The 21,067-nt window shown below is 50.1% G+C and carries 14 protein-coding genes; 6 read left to right on the forward strand and 8 right to left on the reverse strand.

What is annotated here, in order from left to right; all coding sequences use genetic code 11:
* Nucleotides 1–264: 264 nt before the first annotated feature.
* Entirely contained in the window at nt 265–936 is a 672-nt protein-coding gene (locus EII41_RS10785) for a Shedu anti-phage system protein SduA domain-containing protein (protein WP_124790583.1), read from the forward strand.
* Nucleotides 937–1,093: 157 nt separating this feature from the next.
* Here EII41_RS10785 and EII41_RS14570 read toward each other — a convergent pair whose 3' ends face one another.
* From EII41_RS14570 to EII41_RS10810, 5 genes are all read right to left on the reverse strand, one after another.
* Nucleotides 1,094–1,798, reverse strand: coding sequence for a mobilization protein (locus tag EII41_RS14570; protein ID WP_124790584.1), 705 nt, complete (start codon nt 1,796–1,798; stop codon nt 1,094–1,096).
* Nucleotides 1,799–1,818: 20 nt separating this feature from the next.
* Nucleotides 1,819–3,081, reverse strand: a complete 1,263-nt coding sequence (locus EII41_RS10795) for a site-specific integrase (RefSeq protein WP_124790585.1) — start codon at nt 3,079–3,081, stop codon at nt 1,819–1,821.
* A 12-nt stretch (nt 3,082–3,093) separates the two neighbouring features.
* Nucleotides 3,094–3,648 (reverse strand): helix-turn-helix domain-containing protein, encoded by a 555-nt coding sequence (locus EII41_RS10800; RefSeq protein ID WP_124790586.1) that lies wholly within the window; start codon nt 3,646–3,648, stop codon nt 3,094–3,096.
* Between the two features lie 211 nt (nt 3,649–3,859).
* Nucleotides 3,860–5,767: a molecular chaperone DnaK gene (dnaK, locus tag EII41_RS10805; RefSeq protein ID WP_124790587.1), complete on the reverse strand. Its 1,908-nt coding sequence runs from the start codon at nt 5,765–5,767 to the stop codon at nt 3,860–3,862.
* A 266-nt stretch (nt 5,768–6,033) separates the two neighbouring features.
* Nucleotides 6,034–7,503, reverse strand: a complete 1,470-nt coding sequence (locus EII41_RS10810; RefSeq protein ID WP_124790588.1) for a glycoside hydrolase family 125 protein — start codon at nt 7,501–7,503, stop codon at nt 6,034–6,036.
* A gap of 464 nt (nt 7,504–7,967) precedes the next feature.
* Here EII41_RS10810 and EII41_RS10815 point away from each other — a divergent pair, with 464 nt between their 5' ends.
* The 4 genes from EII41_RS10815 (at nt 7,968) to EII41_RS10830 (ending at nt 15,371) form a co-directional block, all read left to right on the forward strand.
* Nucleotides 7,968–9,419, forward strand: coding sequence for a GDSL-type esterase/lipase family protein (locus tag EII41_RS10815; RefSeq protein ID WP_124790589.1), 1,452 nt, complete (start codon nt 7,968–7,970; stop codon nt 9,417–9,419).
* On the forward strand, nt 9,391–10,779 hold the full coding sequence (locus tag EII41_RS10820) for a GDSL-type esterase/lipase family protein (protein WP_260425560.1): 1,389 nt from the start codon (nt 9,391–9,393) through the stop codon (nt 10,777–10,779). Before EII41_RS10815 ends, EII41_RS10820 begins: the two co-directional genes overlap by 29 nt.
* Nucleotides 10,776–12,347 (forward strand): MBOAT family O-acyltransferase, encoded by a 1,572-nt coding sequence (locus EII41_RS10825; RefSeq protein WP_124790590.1) that lies wholly within the window; start codon nt 10,776–10,778, stop codon nt 12,345–12,347. The genes EII41_RS10820 and EII41_RS10825 overlap by 4 nt, the downstream gene beginning before the upstream one ends.
* 165 nt (nt 12,348–12,512) lie before the next feature.
* Nucleotides 12,513–15,371 (forward strand): M16 family metallopeptidase, encoded by a 2,859-nt coding sequence (locus EII41_RS10830; protein ID WP_124790591.1) that lies wholly within the window; start codon nt 12,513–12,515, stop codon nt 15,369–15,371.
* A 271-nt stretch (nt 15,372–15,642) separates the two neighbouring features.
* On the opposite strand, the gene EII41_RS10835 is transcribed toward EII41_RS10830, so the two are convergent.
* From EII41_RS10835 to mtaB, 3 genes are all read right to left on the reverse strand, one after another.
* On the reverse strand, nt 15,643–16,680 hold the full coding sequence (locus EII41_RS10835; RefSeq protein ID WP_124790592.1) for a glycosyltransferase family 2 protein: 1,038 nt from the start codon (nt 16,678–16,680) through the stop codon (nt 15,643–15,645).
* A 208-nt stretch (nt 16,681–16,888) separates the two neighbouring features.
* Nucleotides 16,889–17,785, reverse strand: coding sequence for a lysophospholipid acyltransferase family protein (locus EII41_RS10840; protein ID WP_124790593.1), 897 nt, complete (start codon nt 17,783–17,785; stop codon nt 16,889–16,891).
* 5 nt (nt 17,786–17,790) lie between these two features.
* The gene (gene mtaB / locus EII41_RS10845; RefSeq protein ID WP_124790594.1) at nt 17,791–19,104 is read right to left on the reverse strand and encodes a tRNA (N(6)-L-threonylcarbamoyladenosine(37)-C(2))-methylthiotransferase MtaB; all 1,314 of its coding nucleotides are present in this window, start codon (nt 19,102–19,104) and stop codon (nt 17,791–17,793) included.
* 152 nt (nt 19,105–19,256) lie between these two features.
* Here mtaB and EII41_RS10850 point away from each other — a divergent pair, with 152 nt between their 5' ends.
* Nucleotides 19,257–20,933 carry an AMP-binding protein gene (locus tag EII41_RS10850; RefSeq protein ID WP_124790595.1) on the forward strand — a complete coding sequence of 559 codons (1,677 nt, stop codon included), beginning with the start codon at nt 19,257–19,259 and terminating at the stop codon, nt 20,931–20,933.
* Nucleotides 20,934–21,067 lie beyond the last annotated feature (134 nt).

Here is a 21,067-nt window from a genome sequence, read left to right on the forward strand (position 1 = left end):
TGCTTCCACATCTTGGACAATCCATAGTTTTTTTCAGCAAAGATAATAGTACTATATGAATTTAACAATACCCTTAAACTATAGTACAGTTGATTTCAAAGGGGAAATTAATACCATGGGTAAGTTTGCTTAAATCTTTGTGCCCCCATAAAAGAGCAAGATGCTTTTATCTTTATGTATATCTTTTTACAACGAGTGATAATACTTATCTTTGCAGCCTAAACACCATTTTAATACAAAAAAAATAAAAACATAAAAATCAAAATGGAGAAAGAGGAAAAAGAGATAATACATTCAACTTGGGGCATAGCAAGAGTTTGTGCCGAACTTACAACTGCATTTGAAGAGAATTCAGAACAAAAGTTGTTATCAGTACTAAAGGATAACTCATTTTTATTTTACGAACTTTATAGCCGTAAATATGGAATTCAGCCTGTTTTTCGTGAAATAAACTTTGGAGGAGAACTACGCTGTGATTTTGCTTGGTTAAATGACAACTCAGATGGACCTGAATGGGTTTTAGTTGAAGTTGAAAAACCTAAGATGAAACTTTTCACACAGAAGAATGAACCAACATCTGAATTAAATCATGCTATAGAACAAGTAAAGTCATGGGAACGATATTTTGAAGAATATCCTTCCGAGAAAAAGCGCATATTTGGAGCAGTTGCACGATTTCGATTTATTCTTATTGTTGGAGATAAAGAAAGTTGGAAAACTGATTTTGCTTCAAAATGGCGCATACACAATAATAAAAAGACAGAAATTGAAATTAGGACTTCAGATGTTTTTTGGCGAGGATTGAAACTCTTAGAAGCACATCCTGAAGAGTTTTGGAGTTTTGCAGAACATCCTAAAACGATGCCCCCTTCAGAATTAGAGAAGTATTGGAGTTCTTATGATTACATAGGTCAATGGAGAAAGATCATTGATTGATAGTAAGGAGGAAATTACATTGGAGTGCTCTTCTCGTTCTCAATGTCAATGCTCTATATCTGTTCCTCAATTCTCCACAAAAAGAATCTTTACTCTCTTCTCTGTGAGAATTTGTACAACGATTTCTATTTGGGGTAATAGATAAGGTTAATCTACATCATTCAGATAGACATTTCTGAATCTTGATTAGCCCTTTTTGTTCATCGTCTTTGAGGTGGCTTTTGATGGTGTCGGGCTCAACGTCTTTTAATGCATCGGCAAAAACAAGCTTGAGGAAAAGAGCAACCTCGTCTTGTTTGCCGATACTGAAATGTTTCCAAATATTCCAGCCGAAATGATACAGGTCTAAAGAAGCAAGCTTTGCGACCCTGACAGGTTGAGGGTTTTGTAAGACGTTTCCTTCTGAATAAGCTGTGATGTATTGACAAAGTCGTATCAAATCGTCATCAGAGACATAAGGGGCAAATTCATGCTGTGTATAGGAGATGGCTATCTCCAACTTCTCTTTTGATTTATCGCTTTGTTTACGCTGTTGGCTAACTCGTATCTCCTGAATAAATTCAGTCTCTATACTCTTTTTGTCCCAATTCTGCTCAACTTCTCTCTTTTTTCGAAGTGATGATGGAGAATACTTGTGAGGGAAAAACTTCTTCACAATAGCGGTGAGCAAGCCGTCAATCAGAAGCATCAGGGCTGAATAGAGAATGATACCTACACCTGTAACAATCCAGAAAATTACGGTTGCAGTAAATTCGTCAACTCCAGCCGAGACAAAAACAAATCTCACAATTATACCAATTAAGGCACACGCCAACAAGACGGATAAATAAACAATTATATATTCAAAGTACTTAGACTGCATCTTTATTCATTTTTGTGAGGTTATTCCTGACTCTTTGTCTCTATCGTATCCAATTTTATGGCTTGAGCCGCCTTGTTTTTCTTTTCATCGACCACCTTTGCATAGATTTGCGTTGTCTTCACATTCGTGTGTCCCAGCATCTTGCTTACGGTATAAATGTCTGTACCGCTGGCAAGTTGTAGAGTCGCGTAGGAGTGGCGGAAGCAATGAAAGCTTATGGACTTTTTGATGCCTGCAGCCTCTATCCAACGCTTTAGAGGTTTAGAAATCCATGACGGATTAGGTAAGTCTTCAAAAACCAGTTGTTCTGGCAATCTTGGTTCTCCACATAGTTGTAAGGCTTGTTCCGAAATAGGCATATACTCCACCCCCTTGGTTTTCTTTTGAGTGAAATGTAACCTCGGCTGTTCTCCATCCATGTTGATCTCTTTCCACTTTAGTTTCTGAATATCACAGTGGCGTAATCCTGTCAGAGCAGAGAAAAGAGCTGCCCGTTTCATCACCTCACGATCACAAGGAGTTGAAGCAAGCGTATTTAACTCCTCTACGGTAAGGTATTCACGGCGAGACTCCTGTTCCTGAATACCTTTTATTTTGGCGGATATATCAACGGTCAGATAACCATCTATAAATGCCTGTTTGAGAGCTGCCTTGAAAATAGAAAAATAAGTGGATGCCGTATTGTGAGAGATAGTACCACATTTATTTCCTCCACGAGGTGCTGTTAAAAGGAATCGTTTGTATTCCTCTGCAAAAGCATTGTCGATTTTGAAAAACGGCAAATTGTCCCCAGCATACATTTTAAGAAAATCCAGAGCTCTCTTCCAATTGACAAGAATAGAAGTGGAGCTATTTTTGTGTCGCTTGTACATCGCCTCTCGAAAATAGCCAATGAAGTTTTGTTGCAAACGTTCCTTTTGCTCCGCCTGTGCAGTATCTGTATCACTGTACAAATCGGCATTATCGTATTCTCTTTGACGGAGCTTTCGCACCTCATCGGCATAGATACAAGCTTCTTGATCGACCTCACTTTTGCACTGTATCACTCCATTCAAATCTCGCTTGGGTTTGTACGATTTGCTCGAAGATGTTGTGCGTGCAGTCCGAGTTTTATCCCAGACTACGGTAGTTACTATGCGGTTGAGATACTCACGGACACGTTGTGGCTCGGGGTTACCCGCAGTATAGACAGGATAACTCTCAATGTAGAGATACCACTCATTTCTATATGCACTCTTGCGAAGTCGCACAGTTACTTTCGTGTTGTGTAATTCCTTTCTCATGTGTATCTAAGGTTATTTGTACAGTTGGTCTATCTCTGACTTTGGGGCATAGACATAATTACCAATCTGCCTTATGGGGATGGAAAACTTTCTGATATGCTTATATACAGTCCCTTCCGTGACACCAAACTTGGCTGTTATTTCACCAATTGTGTAACAATACTCGGGCTCAAGGTTGTAAAGCTTAGCCTCACTTCTTGTTCTCGGCTTTTGCTCATCAATAGGCCTCAGATTGAAGTTGCGTTCTAAATCTTCTTTACAGATGCGAGTCATCCTTTTTCCCAAGTTATAACTTCGGAGAGCCTTACTTCTGACGAGTCGGTATAGTGTATCTCTGCAAACGTCGTATAAAGCAATAGCATCGGAGATAGAGAGGTAGGGGTGATCCTTGGGAACCTTTGCGGCTCTCTCTCGTCGGAGCTCTTCCAACTTTTCCTCTCGCTTCTTTTGTGAATACGCAGACCTTGAGCATTGTGTAGAACAATATCTCGATGTGATTGTCTTGGCAAGAAAGGTCTTCCCACACAATTCACACTTTCGCTCAATCTGAAATTTTGCAGCTGGCATACGATTTTCGTATCTATCTGATAATCAAATTATGTTTTTATTTAAGTCGCACTTTATACACTAATAAGTCGCGGCACAAATATGGTACAAATATACGACTAAAATCGATAGAATAACGAAGAAAAACAAGAAACTTCCAAAAATAAAAATAGCAGTAAGTTGTTATCTTACTGCTATTTACTGTTTGTTTGATGCTCGTTTGTGAGCGGAATTATTTCACTTCTTCAAAATCCACATCCGTTACGTTACCGTCGGGAGAGCCTCCTTCATTGCCTTCGGTCGGTGCGCTTCCGGCTGACGGACCGCCTGCCTGTGCATTCTGTGCGTTGTACAGATCCTGACTGGCAGCCTGGAATACGTTGTTCAGCTCGGCCGTAGCGGTATCGATCGCTGCGAGGTCTTGCGCTTTATGCGCTTCTTTCAGCTTATTCAGAGCTGCTTCGATCTGCGACTTCTTGTCGGCCGGCAGTTTATCGCCGAGGTCTTTCAGCTGTTTTTCCGTCTGGAAAATCATGCTGTCCGCTTGATTGATCTTATCGATGCGTTCGCGTTCTTTCTTGTCCGCTTCGGCATTGGCAGCCGCTTCGTCTTTCATTCGTTTGATCTCGTCTTCACTCAGACCGCTTGAGGCTTCGATGCGTATGCTCTGCACCTTGCCCGTTCCTTTGTCCTTGGCCGATACATTCAGGATTCCGTTGGCATCGATGTCGAACGTTACTTCAATCTGCGGAACGCCGCGCGGTGCGGGTGGGATTCCGTCGAGGTGGAAGCGTCCGATCGATTTATTATCTTTAGCCATGGAACGTTCGCCCTGCAACACATGAATCTCAACCGAAGGCTGGTTGTCGACCGCTGTCGTAAATACCTCCGATTTTTTGGTCGGGATGGTCGTATTCGCATCAATCAGACGAGTCATGACGCTACCCATGGTCTCGATACCGAGTGACAGCGGCGTTACGTCGAGCAATACGACGTCTTTGACATCGCCGGAGAGGACACCACCCTGGATGGCTGCGCCGACAGCAACGACTTCGTCCGGGTTCACCCCCTTGGAAGGAGCTTTGCCGAAGAACTGCTCAACGAGCTGTTGTACGGCAGGGATACGGGTCGAGCCGCCGACAAGGATCACTTCGTCGATATCCGAGGTGGTCAGACCGGCATCGGCCAATGCGCGTTTACACGGCTCGAGGCATGCCTGAATCAGGGTGTCGGCCAGCTGTTCGAATTTTGCACGTGTCAGCGTACGTACAAGGTGCTTGGGAATTCCGTCCACCGGCATGATGTACGGCAGGTTGATTTCCGTGCTTGTCGAGCTTGACAATTCGATTTTCGCTTTTTCGGCCGCTTCTTTCAGACGCTGGAGAGCCATCGGGTCTTTCCGCAAGTCGATATTCTCGTCCTTCAGAAACTCTTCGGCCAGCCAGTCGATGATGACATGGTCGAAATCATCTCCTCCGAGGTGCGTGTCACCATTCGTCGATTTTACTTCAAATACGCCTCCACCCAGCTCGAGGATAGAGATGTCGAACGTACCGCCACCGAGGTCGAACACCGCGATCTTCATGTCTTTGTTCGATTTGTCGAGACCATAAGCCAACGAGGCGGCTGTCGGTTCGTTAACGATACGGCGGACTTTCAATCCAGCGATTTCGCCGGCTTCTTTCGTCGCCTGACGTTGCGCGTCGTTGAAGTAGGCCGGTACCGTGATCACGGCTTCCGTTACTTCCTGTCCGAGATAATCCTCGGCCGTCTTTTTCATCTTCTGAAGGATCATTGCCGAGATTTCCTGCGGAGTATAGAGGCGTCCGTCGATATCGACACGCGGCGTATTGTTATCGCCCCGCACCACTTTGTAAGGGATACGATTGATTTCTCTTTGCACCTGATCGAACGTTTCACCCATAAAACGCTTGATCGAGAAGACCGTCTTCTGAGGGTTCGTAATCGCCTGACGTTTGGCCGGATCACCCACTTTGCGTTCGCCCCCTTCCACAAAGGCGACGATCGAAGGCGTCGTACGTTTACCTTCGCTATTCGTAATCACCACCGGCTCGCTGCCTTCGAGGACAGAGACGCACGAGTTGGTTGTTCCTAAGTCAATTCCAATAATTTTTCCCATAGTTTTATTCTGTATTAATTGTTTTATTTTTTACTTCAATATCATCCATGCAGCAAACATGTCGATTGATAAGCGGCAAATAACGTGCCAAAAATGATGAGAGGGAACGTTGTCATAATTTCTGACATTTTGGCGCTTTTTTGATGGGCTGACTCCGTCTCGGGTGACATTCCGCCATAAAAAAGAGGCAGCCTCGAAAAAAACAATTTCGAGACTGCCTGTTGAAGTATGCCGTTTTTTAGTGCGGCTTATTCGGACAGAGCGAATCAGAGGCTGTTCAGCAGATCTGTTTTTCCGTCTTTTACTAATTTGAGGATCAGTTCCCCGAACAGGGTGTTCTGCCAAGCGAACCATGCGCGTGTAAAGTTCGACGGGTCATCTTTATGGAAGGACTCGTGCATAAAGCCCATTTCGTTGTCCGTATCCATCAGTATGCGGATGCAGGTCTTGATTTCAGCATCGTCGCGGCTGGTAAACGCTTTCATCATGATCGACATCGGCCAAACCATGTCGTAGCCGATATGCGGCCCGCCGATTCCTTCGCCGGCTTTGCCTTTGAAGAAGTACGGGTTATCTTCGCTCCACACGAAGCGACGCGTATTCTGATAAATCGGGTCGTTGATGTCTACATCACCGAGGTAGGCCATGGCCAGCAGGCTGGGTACGTTGGCATCGTCCATCATCAATTGATTTCCGAAGCCATCCACCTCGAACGCGTAGATTTTTCCGTATTTCGGATGGTTGTTTACGGCATATTGTTTAAGGGCCGTTTCCACTTCGGAAGCCAGCTCGGTACATTCCTTTGCCAGGTCGTTGTTTTTGTTCACTTTGTCCAGAATCTCGGCCGCTTTACGCAGTGAGCTTACTGCGAAAAAGTTGGACGGGATGAGGAATTGCAGGATCGTGGCGTCGTCCGACGGACGGAAGGCGGAGGCAATCAGTCCGACCGGTTTTACGGGGTTGCCCCATCCGTAGTTCGGCTGCGTGTCTGTCGCTACGGCAGTGACACGTTGGAACTTATACGGGCCAAGGTCGTTTTTGCGTTGTTGCTCTTTAAACGTACGCAAGATGTTCCGTACCGTTTCGAGCCATTGTTCGTTGGTAAAGATGCTTTTGTCTCCCGTCACTTTCCAGTATTCGTAAGCGAGGCGAAGCGGGTAGCAGAGCGAGTCGATCTCCCATTTGCGTTCGTGCAGTTCGGGTATCATTTTTGTCAGGTCTTTCTGCCATTCGCCACCGACAGGCCCGTCGTTGAACGCGTTGGCATAAGGATCGAGCAGGATACATTTGAACTGACGCAGGATGACTCCGCGAATCATTCGGCGCAACTCCTCGTCTTTTTTGGCGAACTGTACATAAGGCCATACCTGAGCGCCCGAGTCGCGCAGCCACATGGCGTGAATGTCGCCCGTATATACGAAAGTATCGTCTTCCCCGTCGATGGCGCGGTAATGGACGGTGGTGTCGAGCGTGTTCGGGAAACAGTTTTCGAACATCCACGCCAGCTTCGGGTTGGTCAGCAATTTTTTGATACGGATAATCTCTTTCTCGATCGCTTTCGACGAGAATAGTCGTTCGGACACGGGCGGGCGATTCGTTTGGGTATAGTCGGCCGCTGCAAGTACGGTCGTGTTGTCACGCTCCATAACGAGGCCGGCAGCTTTCGCTTGCGGGCTGCACAGGAAAAATGCAGCCGTAACAGCAGTCGCTCCCGCGATTTTCAAAGTCTTTTTCATTACGTTTTTCAATTTAAAATATTAGCGGCAAAGATAGCGGTTTTGCTCTGCTTGTGCAATACATGATCGACGCCGTTGATCCGGCAAAGTCTGTGGGTGTGTCCCGAACGAATCAGTTTACCTGATTCGTTACTTTAATAAGGCCGCTAAAGGCTCTTTTCGATGGAATCCGAGAAGAGGAGAGAAGGCAGTCGCTTCGTGTATCAGGAGGCAATTCTACTCGCAGCTCTGGATAGATGAATGTTAAATGTAAAAAACGGCACATGAATACTGTGGGAGGATATCTCTAAGTTTATGACGAGGGATGTGGTGTGAATAGCCTTGTTATAAGTTGTTTACTTGCGGAAGCTGAAGCCGGACAGTGTAATCAATTTAATCAAAATTTTGATGCGTTAACCATCGTCTGTGCCGCTGTTTGGGAGCGTATGATTTTTCACGTACCTTTGTGCGTTTTTTTAATAAAAATGAGAGCAACAGAGAGAAATTATTTCGGGCGGCTCCTAGCTATCATGTTGATAACGATGGTGTGCTGTCTGGGATTATATTGGCTGCCGGATGAACTGTTCGGTATTCCGATCAAGAAAGTGGATATGCTGTCTGACCTGCGTCCTGAAGACGAGGCACTTTTGTCCGACTCTACGGATGTGGTCCTGTCCGGGGCGTTGCCGATCGATTCGTTGTCGCTTTCCGACACGGTCATGATCCGTGGCTTCAATTCTCATCAGATTACCCAACGAAATGTCGCCTACCAAGCGCTTGCATCGAGTATGCCGGAAGATACGACGGGCACCCGTATCGAAGATTATTCGGCGGGGCATACGGGCTTGTACCAGTTTTTTACGTCGCTGAATCGGCTCCGTTCCCTGAATCGTCCCGTACGGATTGCTTTTCTGGGCGATTCGTTTATCGAGGGCGATATCATTGTAGCCGATTTCCGTGCGAAAATGCAGGAATATTTCGGAGGACGAGGCGTAGGATTCGTTCCGGTAGCCTCGAAAGTGGAGCAGTTCCGTCCGACGGTGCATCAGCGGTCGAAAGGATGGCTTACACGGTCGATACTTAGCGATCGTAAGTATAAATATGTGCTTCCGGGTTTGCTGTTCGATGCCGATTCGGAGGCCGGGATCGCCTCGATTTCGTTCAAGACGGTCGATGCGTACCCTCGTCTGGAAGCGGTTTCGTCGCTCAAATTCATTTATTCGCGTAACACGCAGTCGGAGATACGCTGGATATGCAATCATTCGAAAGATACGATCGTTGATATACTGCCGGCTACCGACTCGATTGTGCAGTATGAGGTAGAAGGCCGGTTTACGGATGGCCAATTGCGTTTTCACAAGGCGCGTGGATTGCGGGCGCTGGGGATTGCACTCGAAGACAACACCGGGGTGGTGGTCGATAATTTTTCGCTGCGCGGCAATTCGGGTATGACGTTGAGCGAACTGGACGAGTCGAGTTGTATGGCTTTCCGGAACGTGCGTCCCTATGATCTGATCGTCCTGCAATACGGATTGAACGTCGTTACGGAAAAGACGAAAGATTACAGCTGGTACCGCAAGCGGATGGTAGACGCCATCCGTCACGTGCAGCGTTGTTTCCCGGAGGCGGATGTGTTGCTGCTCAGCGTATCCGACCGCAGTCATTACCGCGACGGCGCTTACCGCACGATGCCGTCGATACGAGCTTTGCTGCGTGCTCAGCGCGAAGCGGCGGCCGAAGCCGGGGTGCCGTTTTGGAGCGTTTTCTCGGCGATGGGAGGCGAAGGCAGCATGGTGCGCTACGTGGAGCGGCGCTGGGCGAGTAAGGATTACACGCATCTGAGCTTTCGAGGCGGGCGAGAGTTGGCTGCTTCGTTATTTGATGCGCTGATTTTAGAAAAAGAGTTGTATGATGAAATGGATAAGAAAACATATTGAATGGGGCGGACTGTTCGTCTTCATGGCTGCGCTGACGGTCGGGCTAATCAGTGCCCGAATGAAGCCGGAGCCTGAGGAGAACCAGCCAATCCCACTTCTTCTGCCTGAGCTGACAGAAGATGTCCGGACGCCGCGCGCTCCGCTGACGGACGACCTGCGTTCGAATCTTTCGTTCGTTGTCGATTCGCTTTGCCGGATTACGGATCCTGCGCGCTCGCTCGATTCTTTTTTGGAAGAGCTGAACCAGTTGATCGCGGGAAAAGATACGACGATTCAGATCGTTCATTTGGGCGATTCGCATGTGCAGGCCGGTTTTTACAGCGGCGAGGCGATGCGTTTGCTGCAAGGTGCTTTCGGCAATGCCGGGCGCGGCTGGATCGCGCCGTATAAGCTGGCGCGGGATAACGAGCCGACGGACTATTTCATCACCTCATCGAAGGTGAAAAACTGGGCAGTGGGACGTTGTACCCGTCGCACATCGGACAGTGCATGGGGGCCGGGGGGCATCGGTATTCAGGCCGATGTGCCGGGGGTCGATTTTACAATCAGCATTGCGCCGAACAATGGCGCGGGCTACGAATTTAATCAGGTGATTCTTTATCGCAACGAACACGCCTTGCCGATGCTTCCTGTCGGCGAGGACGAGCAGGTGGAGGCTGTTTGGGCAACGGCGCCTTACTCGCCGGGAGTGATGGTCGATACGTTCAAGCTGCCGGCCAAGTCGGGGGAGTTGCAACTCTACACCGCCTCACAGGGGCGACTGACATCGGCACGTCTCTCGTCGCTACGGAATTGTTATTACGGCTTTGTGCTGACGAACGGCCAGCCGGGTATATTGTACCATTCCATCGGACAAAACGGCGCCATGTTCGTGAACTACACGAACGAGGAGTACATCCGGCAGTTGTCGCTGCTCGATCCTTCGCTGCTGATTGTCACGCTGGGCACAAACGAGACGTTCGGAGCTAACTTCTCGACCTCCGAATTTCTGTCGCAGGTCGATCGCTTTGTGCGTTTGGTTAAGGCGCATCTGCCTCTCACCGCTTTGGTGTTGAGTACACCGGCCGAGAGTTTCCGCTCGGTGCGCGTGCGACGTGGCAAGCGAAGTTACAAACGGAACGAGAATGTCGATCTGGCGGCACGCGCCATCAAAGAATACGCCCGACGCGAGGGGATTGCCTGCTTCGACTTGTACGGGATGACCGGAGGAGCGAATTCGTGTGAACACTGGTTGTCCTCGGATTATCTGGGGCGCGACCGTATTCATTTTAACGTGGCCGGCTATCAGGAACAGGGCAAGTTGCTTTACAAGGCGCTTGTGCGCAGTGAACTGGATTATCAGAAACGGAAGTCTTTATGAGTGATTTGTCAACCATTTCAGAGGTTTCATCGTCGGGGGCGAATGCCGGAATTGTGTGGGAGAAGCTCGGCGAGCTGCTGCGTTATCAGCAAGACGCGCCGATGCTCTTCAGTACGGGGCTGTTCTTTTTCCTTTTTATTGTCTTCTTCGCGGTATACCGGTCTTTACGCCAGGCTACGACAGCCCGTATCGTTTACGTTACGCTTTTCTCCCTCTACTTTTATTATAAAAGCAGCGGTTTGTGGTTCGTCCTCCTGATTTTTACGGCTACTTCCGATTTTCTGATTGCTCGCGCGATTGCGCAAACGTCGCGCAAGGGACTGCGCAAAGCGTGGGTGGCGTTGAGCGTGTGTATCAACATCGGGATGCTGGCCTATTTCAAGTACACGAATTTTCTTTACGATCTGGGCGTGATGCTGCTGAGCAGCATCGGACCATGGATAGGGAAGGCTGAGTGGGCGCAGATGACGTACAGTTCGATGGATATTTTCCTGCCGGTCGGTATCTCGTTCTTTACGTTTCAGTCGCTCAGTTATACGATCGATGTGTACCGGAAACGTCTGGAACCGTTGAGGCGATGGATCGATTATCTGTTTTACGTCTCGTTCTTCCCGGGTTTGGTAGCCGGGCCGATTGTGCGGGCGCGTGATTTCATCCCGCAGATGTTTCGCAGTCCGAGACTGTCGAAGGAGCATTTGGGCGAGGGACTTTACCTGATCATTTGCGGTCTGTTCAAGAAGTGCGTGATCTCCGATTACATCAGCATCAACTTCGTGGATCGCATTTTCGACGCGCCCACGCTCTATACGGGTCTCGAAAACCTGTTCGGGGTTTACGGTTACGCGCTTCAGATCTACTGCGACTTTTCGGGATATTCCGATATGGCCATCGGTATAGCGCTGCTGATGGGGATTCGTTTCAACGTCAATTTCGATTCGCCTTATCAATCGGCGACCATCACCGAGTTCTGGCGGCGTTGGCACATCTCGTTATCGAGCTGGTTGAAAGATTACCTGTATATCTCGATGGGCGGAAACCGTAAGGGGAAGTTTCGCACCTACGTCAACCTGATCGTGACGATGCTCTTGGGCGGTCTGTGGCACGGCGCTTCGATGCGTTTCATCCTGTGGGGCGCCCTGCATGGTGTTTCGCTGGCGGTGCATAAGTTTGTGATGGGACGTTTCAGCAGCTTCAAACCGACGGGGGAAGAGATGTCCCCCATACGCCGGTTGGCCGGTATGATTCTGACCTTCCATCTGGTATGTCTGGGCTGGATCTTTTTCCGGGCCGATACGGTACAAATCGGGATGGATGTGCTGACACGGATTTTCACCGACTTCCATCCGGAGGTTTTCACACAGTTCATTGTCGGTTATCCCGGCGTTTCGGTTCTTATCGTTACGGGCTATTTGCTTCATTTCGTACCCAAGCACATCGGCTTGAAGATGCAACGTTTGGTGACGGATTCACCCATGTTGCTTCAAGCCTTGTACCTGATTGTGGCGATCTTCGTGGTGATACAGGTGAAAAGTTCCGGCGTGGTTCCGTTTATTTATTTTCAATTCTGAGCGTTTGTTGTCGATACGTGATTATTCGTTCATAAGGCGAATGTGTGGGGCTGAAAAGGAGGGCTGCTTTCGTTGGGGAAGGGGCGGTGACGGCTGTTCGGGAGAGGGAGTACGAACTTCGGGAGGTGTGAACTATTTCGGCCCGAAAAATGTTAAAAGGATACGATGACACTTCACGTTCCGAAAATAAAACAAACTTCGTCCGTTCGGGTATCGACGGAAGTACATGAATATATCCTCGACAACGGTCTGACGGTCTGGTTGAACGAAGACCACAGTCAGCCGAAAGTTTTCGGCGCCGTAGTCGTCAAGGCCGGTTCGAAAGATTCGCCCAATACGGGTATCGCTCATTACTTCGAGCACATGATGTTCAAAGGAACGGACAAGATCGGGACGATGGATTACGCGGCGGAGAAGGTGCTGCTCGACGCCATTGCCGAGAAATATGACGAGCTGGCGCGGACGAAAGACGCGGCGGCACGTACCGTCATCCAGCAGGCGATCAACGAACTGAGCGTGCGTGCGGCCGAGTATGTGATCCCTAACGAGTTTGACAAGCTGATCACCAAGTATGGAGGATCGAAGCTGAACGCCGGCACGTCGTACGATTACACGGTCTATCACAATCTTTTTTCGCCACAGTATATGGAGCAGTGGGCGGAGCTGAACAGCGAGCGTTTGCTGAACCCCGTATTCCGCATGTTTCAGAGCGAGCTGGAGACGGTCTACGAAGAGAAGAACCGGCGCGACGACATGATTCTCAATCAGGCCATCGAGCGGTTGATGGAGATTTACTTCCGTCCGCACCCGTATGCCTATCCGATTATCGGGAGCGCGGAAAATCTGAAGAACCCGCGCCTGTCGGAGATGCGCAAGTTTTTCGAGGCTTATTACGTGTCGTCGAACATGGGGCTGATTCTGAGCGGCGATTTCGATACGGAACGGGTGCTTCCCATTTTGGAGCGAACGTTTTCGCGCATCCCGCGCGGCGTGGTCGAACCGGTATCGTCGGTAAAGATTCGTCCGTTCCGGGGTCGGGAGAAGACGACGGTGAAGATTCCGCTTCCGCTGCTCAAGGCGGTGGCGCTCGGTTTCCGCGGCGTCCCGGCCAATCATCCCGATCAGCCGGCGCTCGACGTGGCCGTGGGCATCCTTAATAATTCGAACGGTACGGGTTATCTGGACAAGCTGATGGTGAACCGTCGGGTGATGGGCGCGATGGTGGGCGGGGAGTCGTTTAACGAGGCCGGATTTATCGGGATCGTGGTGGTGCCGAGGCTGTCGCACACGTGCCGATCGGCCGAGAAGATGATCTGGCGCGAGCTGGATCGGGTAAAGAAGGGCGATTTCACGGACGAGATGTTCAACAGCCTCAAACGCGAGCAGCTGCGTCGTCATCTGACGGAGTTGGAGGACATCGACTCACGCAGTCAGGTGCTGGTGCGTTTGTTTTCGCAGGGTAAGACGTGGGCCGATTATCAGGAGGAGTTAGACCGCGCCGAGGCGCTGACGAAAGACGACGTGGTGAAGGTGGCCAACCGTTACTTCGGCGATAATTACCTCTATGCCCGCAAAAAGACGGGGCGCTATGCGAAGACGCACTTGGCCAAGCCCGATTTCGCTCCCATCGTGCCGCCGCATGCCGATGCCTCGTCGGAATATAGCAAGCAATTGGACGCGATTCCGGTGCAGGAGGTCCGGCCGCGTTACATGGATTTCGACCGGGATGTGCAGACGCTTCATCTGACGCCGCGCACGACGCTGTATGTGACGCCCAACCGGGTGAATCATATTTTTACGCTTAAACTCTCGTACGGGATCGGGCTGATCGAGGAACCGAGGCTCAAACTGCTGGCCGGGTATATCCCGCTGCTGGGTACGAAGTCGCAATCGTTCGAGGCTTTGCGTACGCGGTTGCAGACACTGGGCAGTACGCTCGATCTGGACGCGGACAAGCATAGTTTGACGTTCAAAATTACGGGCTTCGACAAGGCTTTTGATGAGACGCTGGAGGTGGCCGGCGATTTTCTGGCGAATGTATCTCCCGACGACCGGAAACTGAAAACCCTCGTCGACGACGCGAAGGTGGCCGAAAAGGCGTTCTTCAAGTCGAACAACGAAGTGGCCGAAGCGCTCTTCGAGTACGTACAGTACGGCGACCTGTCGCAATACCTGACTAAGCCCTCGTTCAAGGAGATCAAGCGTATCCGGGGGCGCGAACTGGTCGACCTCTTTCATCGCGCCACGCAGGTGGCCTGCACGATGCACTATTGCGGCACGCTGGAGGCCGAAAGGGTAGGGGAGCAGATTGCCCGCTCGTTGCCGTTGGAGCAGATGATTCGCCCGTCGCTCTCGCCCGTCTGGCGCGATTTCGTGACGTACGAGAAGCCGCTCGTTTTCTTCTACCACATGCCCGATGTGTTTCAGAACATCATCTACGCCTATATGGCGTGCAAACCGCTCGATACGCTGAGGAAGAGGCACGAGGCGAATTTGTTTTCGCGCTACTTCGGCGAAGGCATGTCGTCGCTCATGTTTCAGGAAATCCGCGAGTTCCGCTCGCTGGCGTATTACACGTCGGGCGCTTACCGGCTGCCGCCTTACTGTCTCTCCGACAAACCTTCCCGTTTCGTCGCCTACCTCTCTACGCAATGCGACAAAACGATCGATGCCCTGAACGTGCTCAACGCGCTGATACAGGAGATGCCCGAACGCCCCGAACGCGTCGAGGCGCTGATCCGCGCCGGCATTAACCTCACGAACAACGAGTACCCGGCCTTCCGCGACATCTCCACCAAAATTGCCGACTACCGCCGCGACGGGTACACGGAAGATCCGAACCGCTCGCTGCTCGACGATATCGGCCGCATGAGTATGGACGACATCGCGCGTTTCTACCGTTCGCATGTGCAGGGGCGTACGCTCGTCTACGTCATCGTCGGCAATTCGCGCAAAATCGATATGCGGCGTCTTGCGACGTTCGGAGATGTCATCCGCGTGAAAAAGAAAGATTTTTATCGCTGACGGATTCTTCGTTTTTCACTTTTCCCTTTTTACGTTTGTATAAAACGCGCCGGGAACTCCCACCGCCTTTTCATCATTTAATGAAAGCCTGCCGGGAACTCCCGACTGCTTTTCTACGTTTGTATAAACCTCCCCGCAGTTCCCGCCGACCTTTCTACGTTTGTATAAAGCATGCCGGGAATTCCTGTCGCCTTTTCATCGTTTGATGAAAGGTCGTCCGGAACTCCCGCCACCTTTTTATCGTTTGATATCGATTTATCTGTTAAAAAAATTAACGGACAACGGACGAGTGCGGAACCAAATCGGAGAATTTTTTCTTTCCTCTCAGGTAAAAACTCAGCAGGAGCGACTGTTCCGTCATCTCGGGGATGGGGGCGACAAGCGTCTTCGCCAGATTTTCTTTTCGGATGGCGACGTATTCGCGTTTCCACTGTCGGAATACGTTGCGCGCGCGGACGATAGCCCACGCGTTCTTCGGATGACCGGTAAGGACGAACTTGATGGCCGCCAGATAGTCGAGGATAAACCGCTGACGCATGACCCGTCGCAGCGATGGGTCGGGGAGGTTTTTATAAATCATCAGCAGGTTGTTGCGGAAATTCAGGAACGTTTTGTGCGGACTCTCTACATGGAGCGTGCCGCCGCCCACGTGATAAACCACCGATTGAGGCGTGCATAACAGCCGGTATCCGCGCGCGCGCAGCCGCCAGCAGAGGTCGATTTCTTCCTGATGAGCGAAAAAACGTCCGTCCAACCCGCCTTCTTTCTTGTAGACGTCGGTGCGGACGAAGAGACAGGCGCCGCTGGCCCAAAACACATCGGCCGCGGTGTCGTACTGTCCGTTGTCTTCTTCAACGATGCCCAGCACGCGCCCGCGGCAGAACGGATATCCGTAGCGGTCTATCCATCCGCCGGCCGCTCCGGCGTATTCGAAGGACGAGCGGTTGCGTTCCGAGAGAATTTTCGGCTGCACGCCGGCGATGCGGGCGTCTCTCTCCATCGCGTCGAGCGGCGCGTCCAACCAGTGAGGCGTAACCTCTACATCGCTGTTGAGCAGTACCGTATACTTCGAGTCTACTTGTTCGATCGCGCGGTTATATCCTTCGGCAAAACCATAGTTCCGGTCTAAGACGATCACCCGCACGGACGGGAACCGCGCTTGGAGCATGGCCACGGAATCGTCGGTCGAACGATTGTCCGCTACGATAATTTCGGCCGTTTCGCTCGGCGTATGTTTCAGTACCGACGGCAAAAACTTCTCCATCAGCTTTCGCCCGTTCCAGTTTAAGATGATGACTGCTACTTTCATTATTCAGTTTTCAGCGTTTTAATTGTTAATTGTTAATTGTCAATGGTTAATTGTCAATTGTTATTCTTTAGTACTCTGACTACTTGACTCCTTTGCTACTTTTTCACTCTTCACTTTTCACTCTTCACTCTTCACTTTTCACTCTTCACTCTTCACTTTTCACTCTTCACTTTTCACTTTTCACTTTTCACTTTTCACTCTTCACTCTTCACTTTTCACTTTTCACTTTCTTATATTTCCACCGTTTGTGTGTCCAGAGCCAGTTCGCCGGGTCGCGCAGGATGGTCTGTTCCATGCGGCGCGTATAGTCTTCGGTGATTTGGTTCTCCGGCAACGCTCTCGGGCGATCGGTGATCAACTGAAAATCGACCGTGTAATGTCCGCGCCTCTCCTGTCTGACGTCGGCATAAATCACCGGCACATTGAGTTTGACGGCCAGACGTTCCGGCCCCGTCAGCATGGCCGATTCCTGATTCAGAAATGTCGTCCAGTAATGCAGGTTGGCACGGCTCGGCGTTTGGTCGGCAATAAAGACGAAAAGACTCGGTCGTTTCTCGCGGGTGAGGCGGACCACTTCGCGCACCACCTCTTTTTTCTTGATGCCGAAAGCCCCGAAGCGTGTGCGCAGAAAAATGAACAGTTTGTCGAACGCCTTGTTATTGAGCGGACGATAGATTTGGTAAACATTCAAATTTCCGCCGAAGCACGACGGAAATCCGGTGAACCATTCCCAGTTGCCGTAATGTCCCATCACAAGGATCAGGCTTGTGTGACCTTGTGCCAAAAGCGGCTGAACCATTTCGGGATTCGACAAGTGCGACCGACGGAGAAGCTCCTCGTGCGAGATGCCCGCCAACTTAATCGTCTCGACGATGTAGTCGGCGAAATGGCGGTAAAACCGTCGTTCCAGCTCCCGCCGCTCTTGCTCCGTCTTGTCCGGGAAGGCATGACGCATGTTGCGCCGAACCACCTTCAGCCGATACCGCGCGACGCGGTAAATGATAAACGACAACGCGTCGGAAAACACATATAAAACATCCATCGGGAGCAGCGCGCAGGCTTTTACCCAGATGGATAGCAGTGCGTATAAAATGCGGTTTCCCATGACGATCAGCCGATGAGGGTTGCCGTTAACGCCGTGTTATCCGCGTTCCACCCTTCCAGTTTGAGGGGGATGATGCGATTAACCAGCGCCGCGTCGTAGGGCGCTTCCGTTTTGATGTAGTTTGCCGTGAATCCGTACATGCGGTTGCCTTTGCGGGCATGTTCGAAGAGTACTTCGGCCGTCGTGCCGATGTGTGCCTCGTAAAACTCGCTGAGCTTGCGGTCGGACAAATCGAGCAACTGTTTGCTGCGCGCATGTTTCACTTCGGGCGATACGACCGGCGTGATTTTCAGCGCCTGCGTGCCGGCACGCTCCGAGTAGCTGAATACGTGCAGTTGTGAAACCGGTAACGACTCCAGAAACTCCCGGCACGCCTCGAAATAAGCGTCCGTCTCGCCCCGCGTTCCCACGATCACGTCTACGCCGATAAACGCGTGCGGCATCAACGACTTGATGCGCTCCACTCGCTGACGGAACAGCGCCGTGTCGTAACGCCGGCGCATCAGTTTCAGTACTTCGTCGCTTCCGCTTTGCAGCGGGATATGGAAATGTGGCATAAAACGTTTGCTGGTAGCGGCGAACTCGATGATCTCGTCCGTAATCAGGTTCGGCTCGATCGACGAAATGCGGTAACGTGCGATACCCTCCACCTCGTCGAGCGCGCGAATCAAGTCTGAAAACGTTTCGTTCGTGCTCTTCCCGAAATCGCCGATATTCACACCGGTCAGTACGATCTCCTTCCCGCCTTCGCGTACCACTTGTTCGGCCTGCGCGACGAGGTCGGCGATCTTGCCGTTCCGGCTGCGTCCGCGCGCGAACGGAATCGTGCAGAAAGAGCAGAAATAGTCGCATCCGTCCTGCACTTTCAGAAAATGACGCGTGCGATCGCCCGACGAACACGAAGGCGTAAACGTGCGGATGCTCTTCGTCTCCGACGTGACTACTTTTTTCTCTTCCGTCCATTCGTTCAGATAGCGGATTACGTCGCCCTTCTGCTCGGCTCCCAAAACCATATCCACATGGTCTATCTGCGATACTTCTTCGGGCTTTAATTGGGCGTAACATCCGGTGACTACTACAAAGGCGCCGGGGTGTTGTTTGCGTACCCGCCGAATCAACTGGCGACATTTCTTGTCGGCCAGCTCCGTCACCGAGCAGGTGTTGATGACGCATATATCGGCTTGCTCCCCGTTTCGGACCTTCCGAATCCCGTGTGCGGCCAGTTCTTTCCCGATCGTCGAGGTTTCCGCAAAATTGAGCTTGCAGCCTAACGTATAGTAGGCCGCTTTCTTGTTTTCAAAAACCGCTTCGTCAATCATCTCCCCTTGTTATTGTATGAAACCGCAAAGGTAGAAGATTTTCCAAGAACGACAAAAGCGCCCGGACGCTCTTTTCAGATGCTTCGCCCCACATTGTTTCTGCGTAATTTTGTTTACTTTTGCACCCCTGAACAGAAATAAATGGCAACGTGATGATTAAGGAGAATTTTATCAAATTATACGAAACGAGTTTTCGAGAAAACTGGGATCTGCCGTCGGTGTCCGACTATGGAGCCGATCAGGTGTTTCACTTCCGCGATGTCGCCCAAGAGATTGCACGGCTGCACTTGGTACTTGAGCAATGTCATGTAGAGCAAGGAGATAAAGTGGCACTTGTCGGGAAAGATTGCGCGCACTGGTGTATTGCCTACATGGCTGTGATTACATATGGTGCCGTGATCGTTCCGATTTTGCAAGACTTTAATCCGAACGATATTCACCATATTATCAATCATTCCGAGTCAGTCGTCCTGTTTGTCTCCGACCGTATCTGGGACACACTCGAAGAGGAAAAGATTCCGGATGTGCAAGTCGCTTTCTCATTAACCGATTTCCACTGTGTTTTGCGTCGTGAAGGTATGCCTTCGCGGTTACGTCGCGAAGATGTGGATGCGTTGATGGCCAAGAAGTATCCGGACGGCTTCACGAAAGAAGATATCCGTTATGCCGAAGTCGGCAACGAAGAACTGGTCGAGATCAACTATACGTCCGGAACGACCGGGTTCAGCAAAGGCGTGATGCTGACGGGGAATAACCTGGCAGGCAACGTAACGTACGCTCAAACGCTGAATCTGATGTTTCGCGGAGATAACGAATTGTGCTTCCTTCCCTTGGCTCATGCATATAGCTGTGCCTTCAACTTGCTTACCCCGATGGCTGTTGGAGCACATGTACATATACTCGGTAAGCTGCCTTCGCCCAAGGTGCTTCTCAAGGCTTTTCAAGACGTAAGACCGAACCTTATTATTACTGTTCCGCTCATTCTTGAGAAAATATATAAGAACGTCATCCTGCCGCAGCTCAACAAACGCTCGATGAAGATGGCGCTGAGTGTACCATTGTTGGCCAACCGGATTTATTCGCAGATCAATAAACGTCTGACCGATACACTGGGAGGACGGTTTTGCGAAGTCATTGTCGGAGGAGCGGCCATGAATCAGGAAGTGACCGATTTCCTTTGCAAGATCAAATTTCCGGTAACCATCGGTTATGGGATGACAGAGTGCGGCCCACTGATCAGCTATTCGAATCATCGGGTTTTCGAGCCTACTTCGTGCGGACATGTCCTGAAGGATATTATGGATGTCCGTATCGATTCACCCGACCCGTATCATGAGGTCGGAGAGATACAGGTACGTGGCGAGAATGTCATGTTAGGCTATTTCAAAAACGATGAAGCGACCGCCAATACCTTTACCGAAGATGGTTGGCTTCGAACCGGCGATATGGGAACGATTGACTCGGAAAAGCGCATTTTTATCAGGGGGCGAAGTAAGACGATGATATTAAGCTCAAACGGCCAGAATATCTATCCCGAAGAATTGGAATCGAAACTTAATAATATGCCTTTTGTGATGGAGAGTCTGGTGCTTGAGCAGGACGGTAAAATCGTGGCACTCGTCTATCCGGATTACGATTCGGTCGATACTACCGTGTTGCAACATAGCGACCTTCCGGCTATCATGGAGCAAAATCGGATTGAGGTCAATAAGCTTTTGGCTCCTTATGAGCGCATCTCCCGGATCGAACTTTATCCGACGGAATTCGAGAAAACGCCGAAAAAAAGCATCAAGCGTTTCCTCTACCAAACCTTGTCCGGTCAGAAATAAAAGTGGGCATTTCTATATTATATATATTAATGTATGCTCTCGTTTTCGTTTTATTTCTCTGATTTTCAACTATTTGCGATTTTTCTCAAAAAAAACCTGTAAAAATATTTGGAGAATAGGATGGGAGTATCTAC

The organism is Tannerella forsythia (assembly GCF_003860135.1).
GTDB classification, from domain to species: Bacteria; Bacteroidota; Bacteroidia; order Bacteroidales; family Tannerellaceae; genus Tannerella; species Tannerella forsythia_A.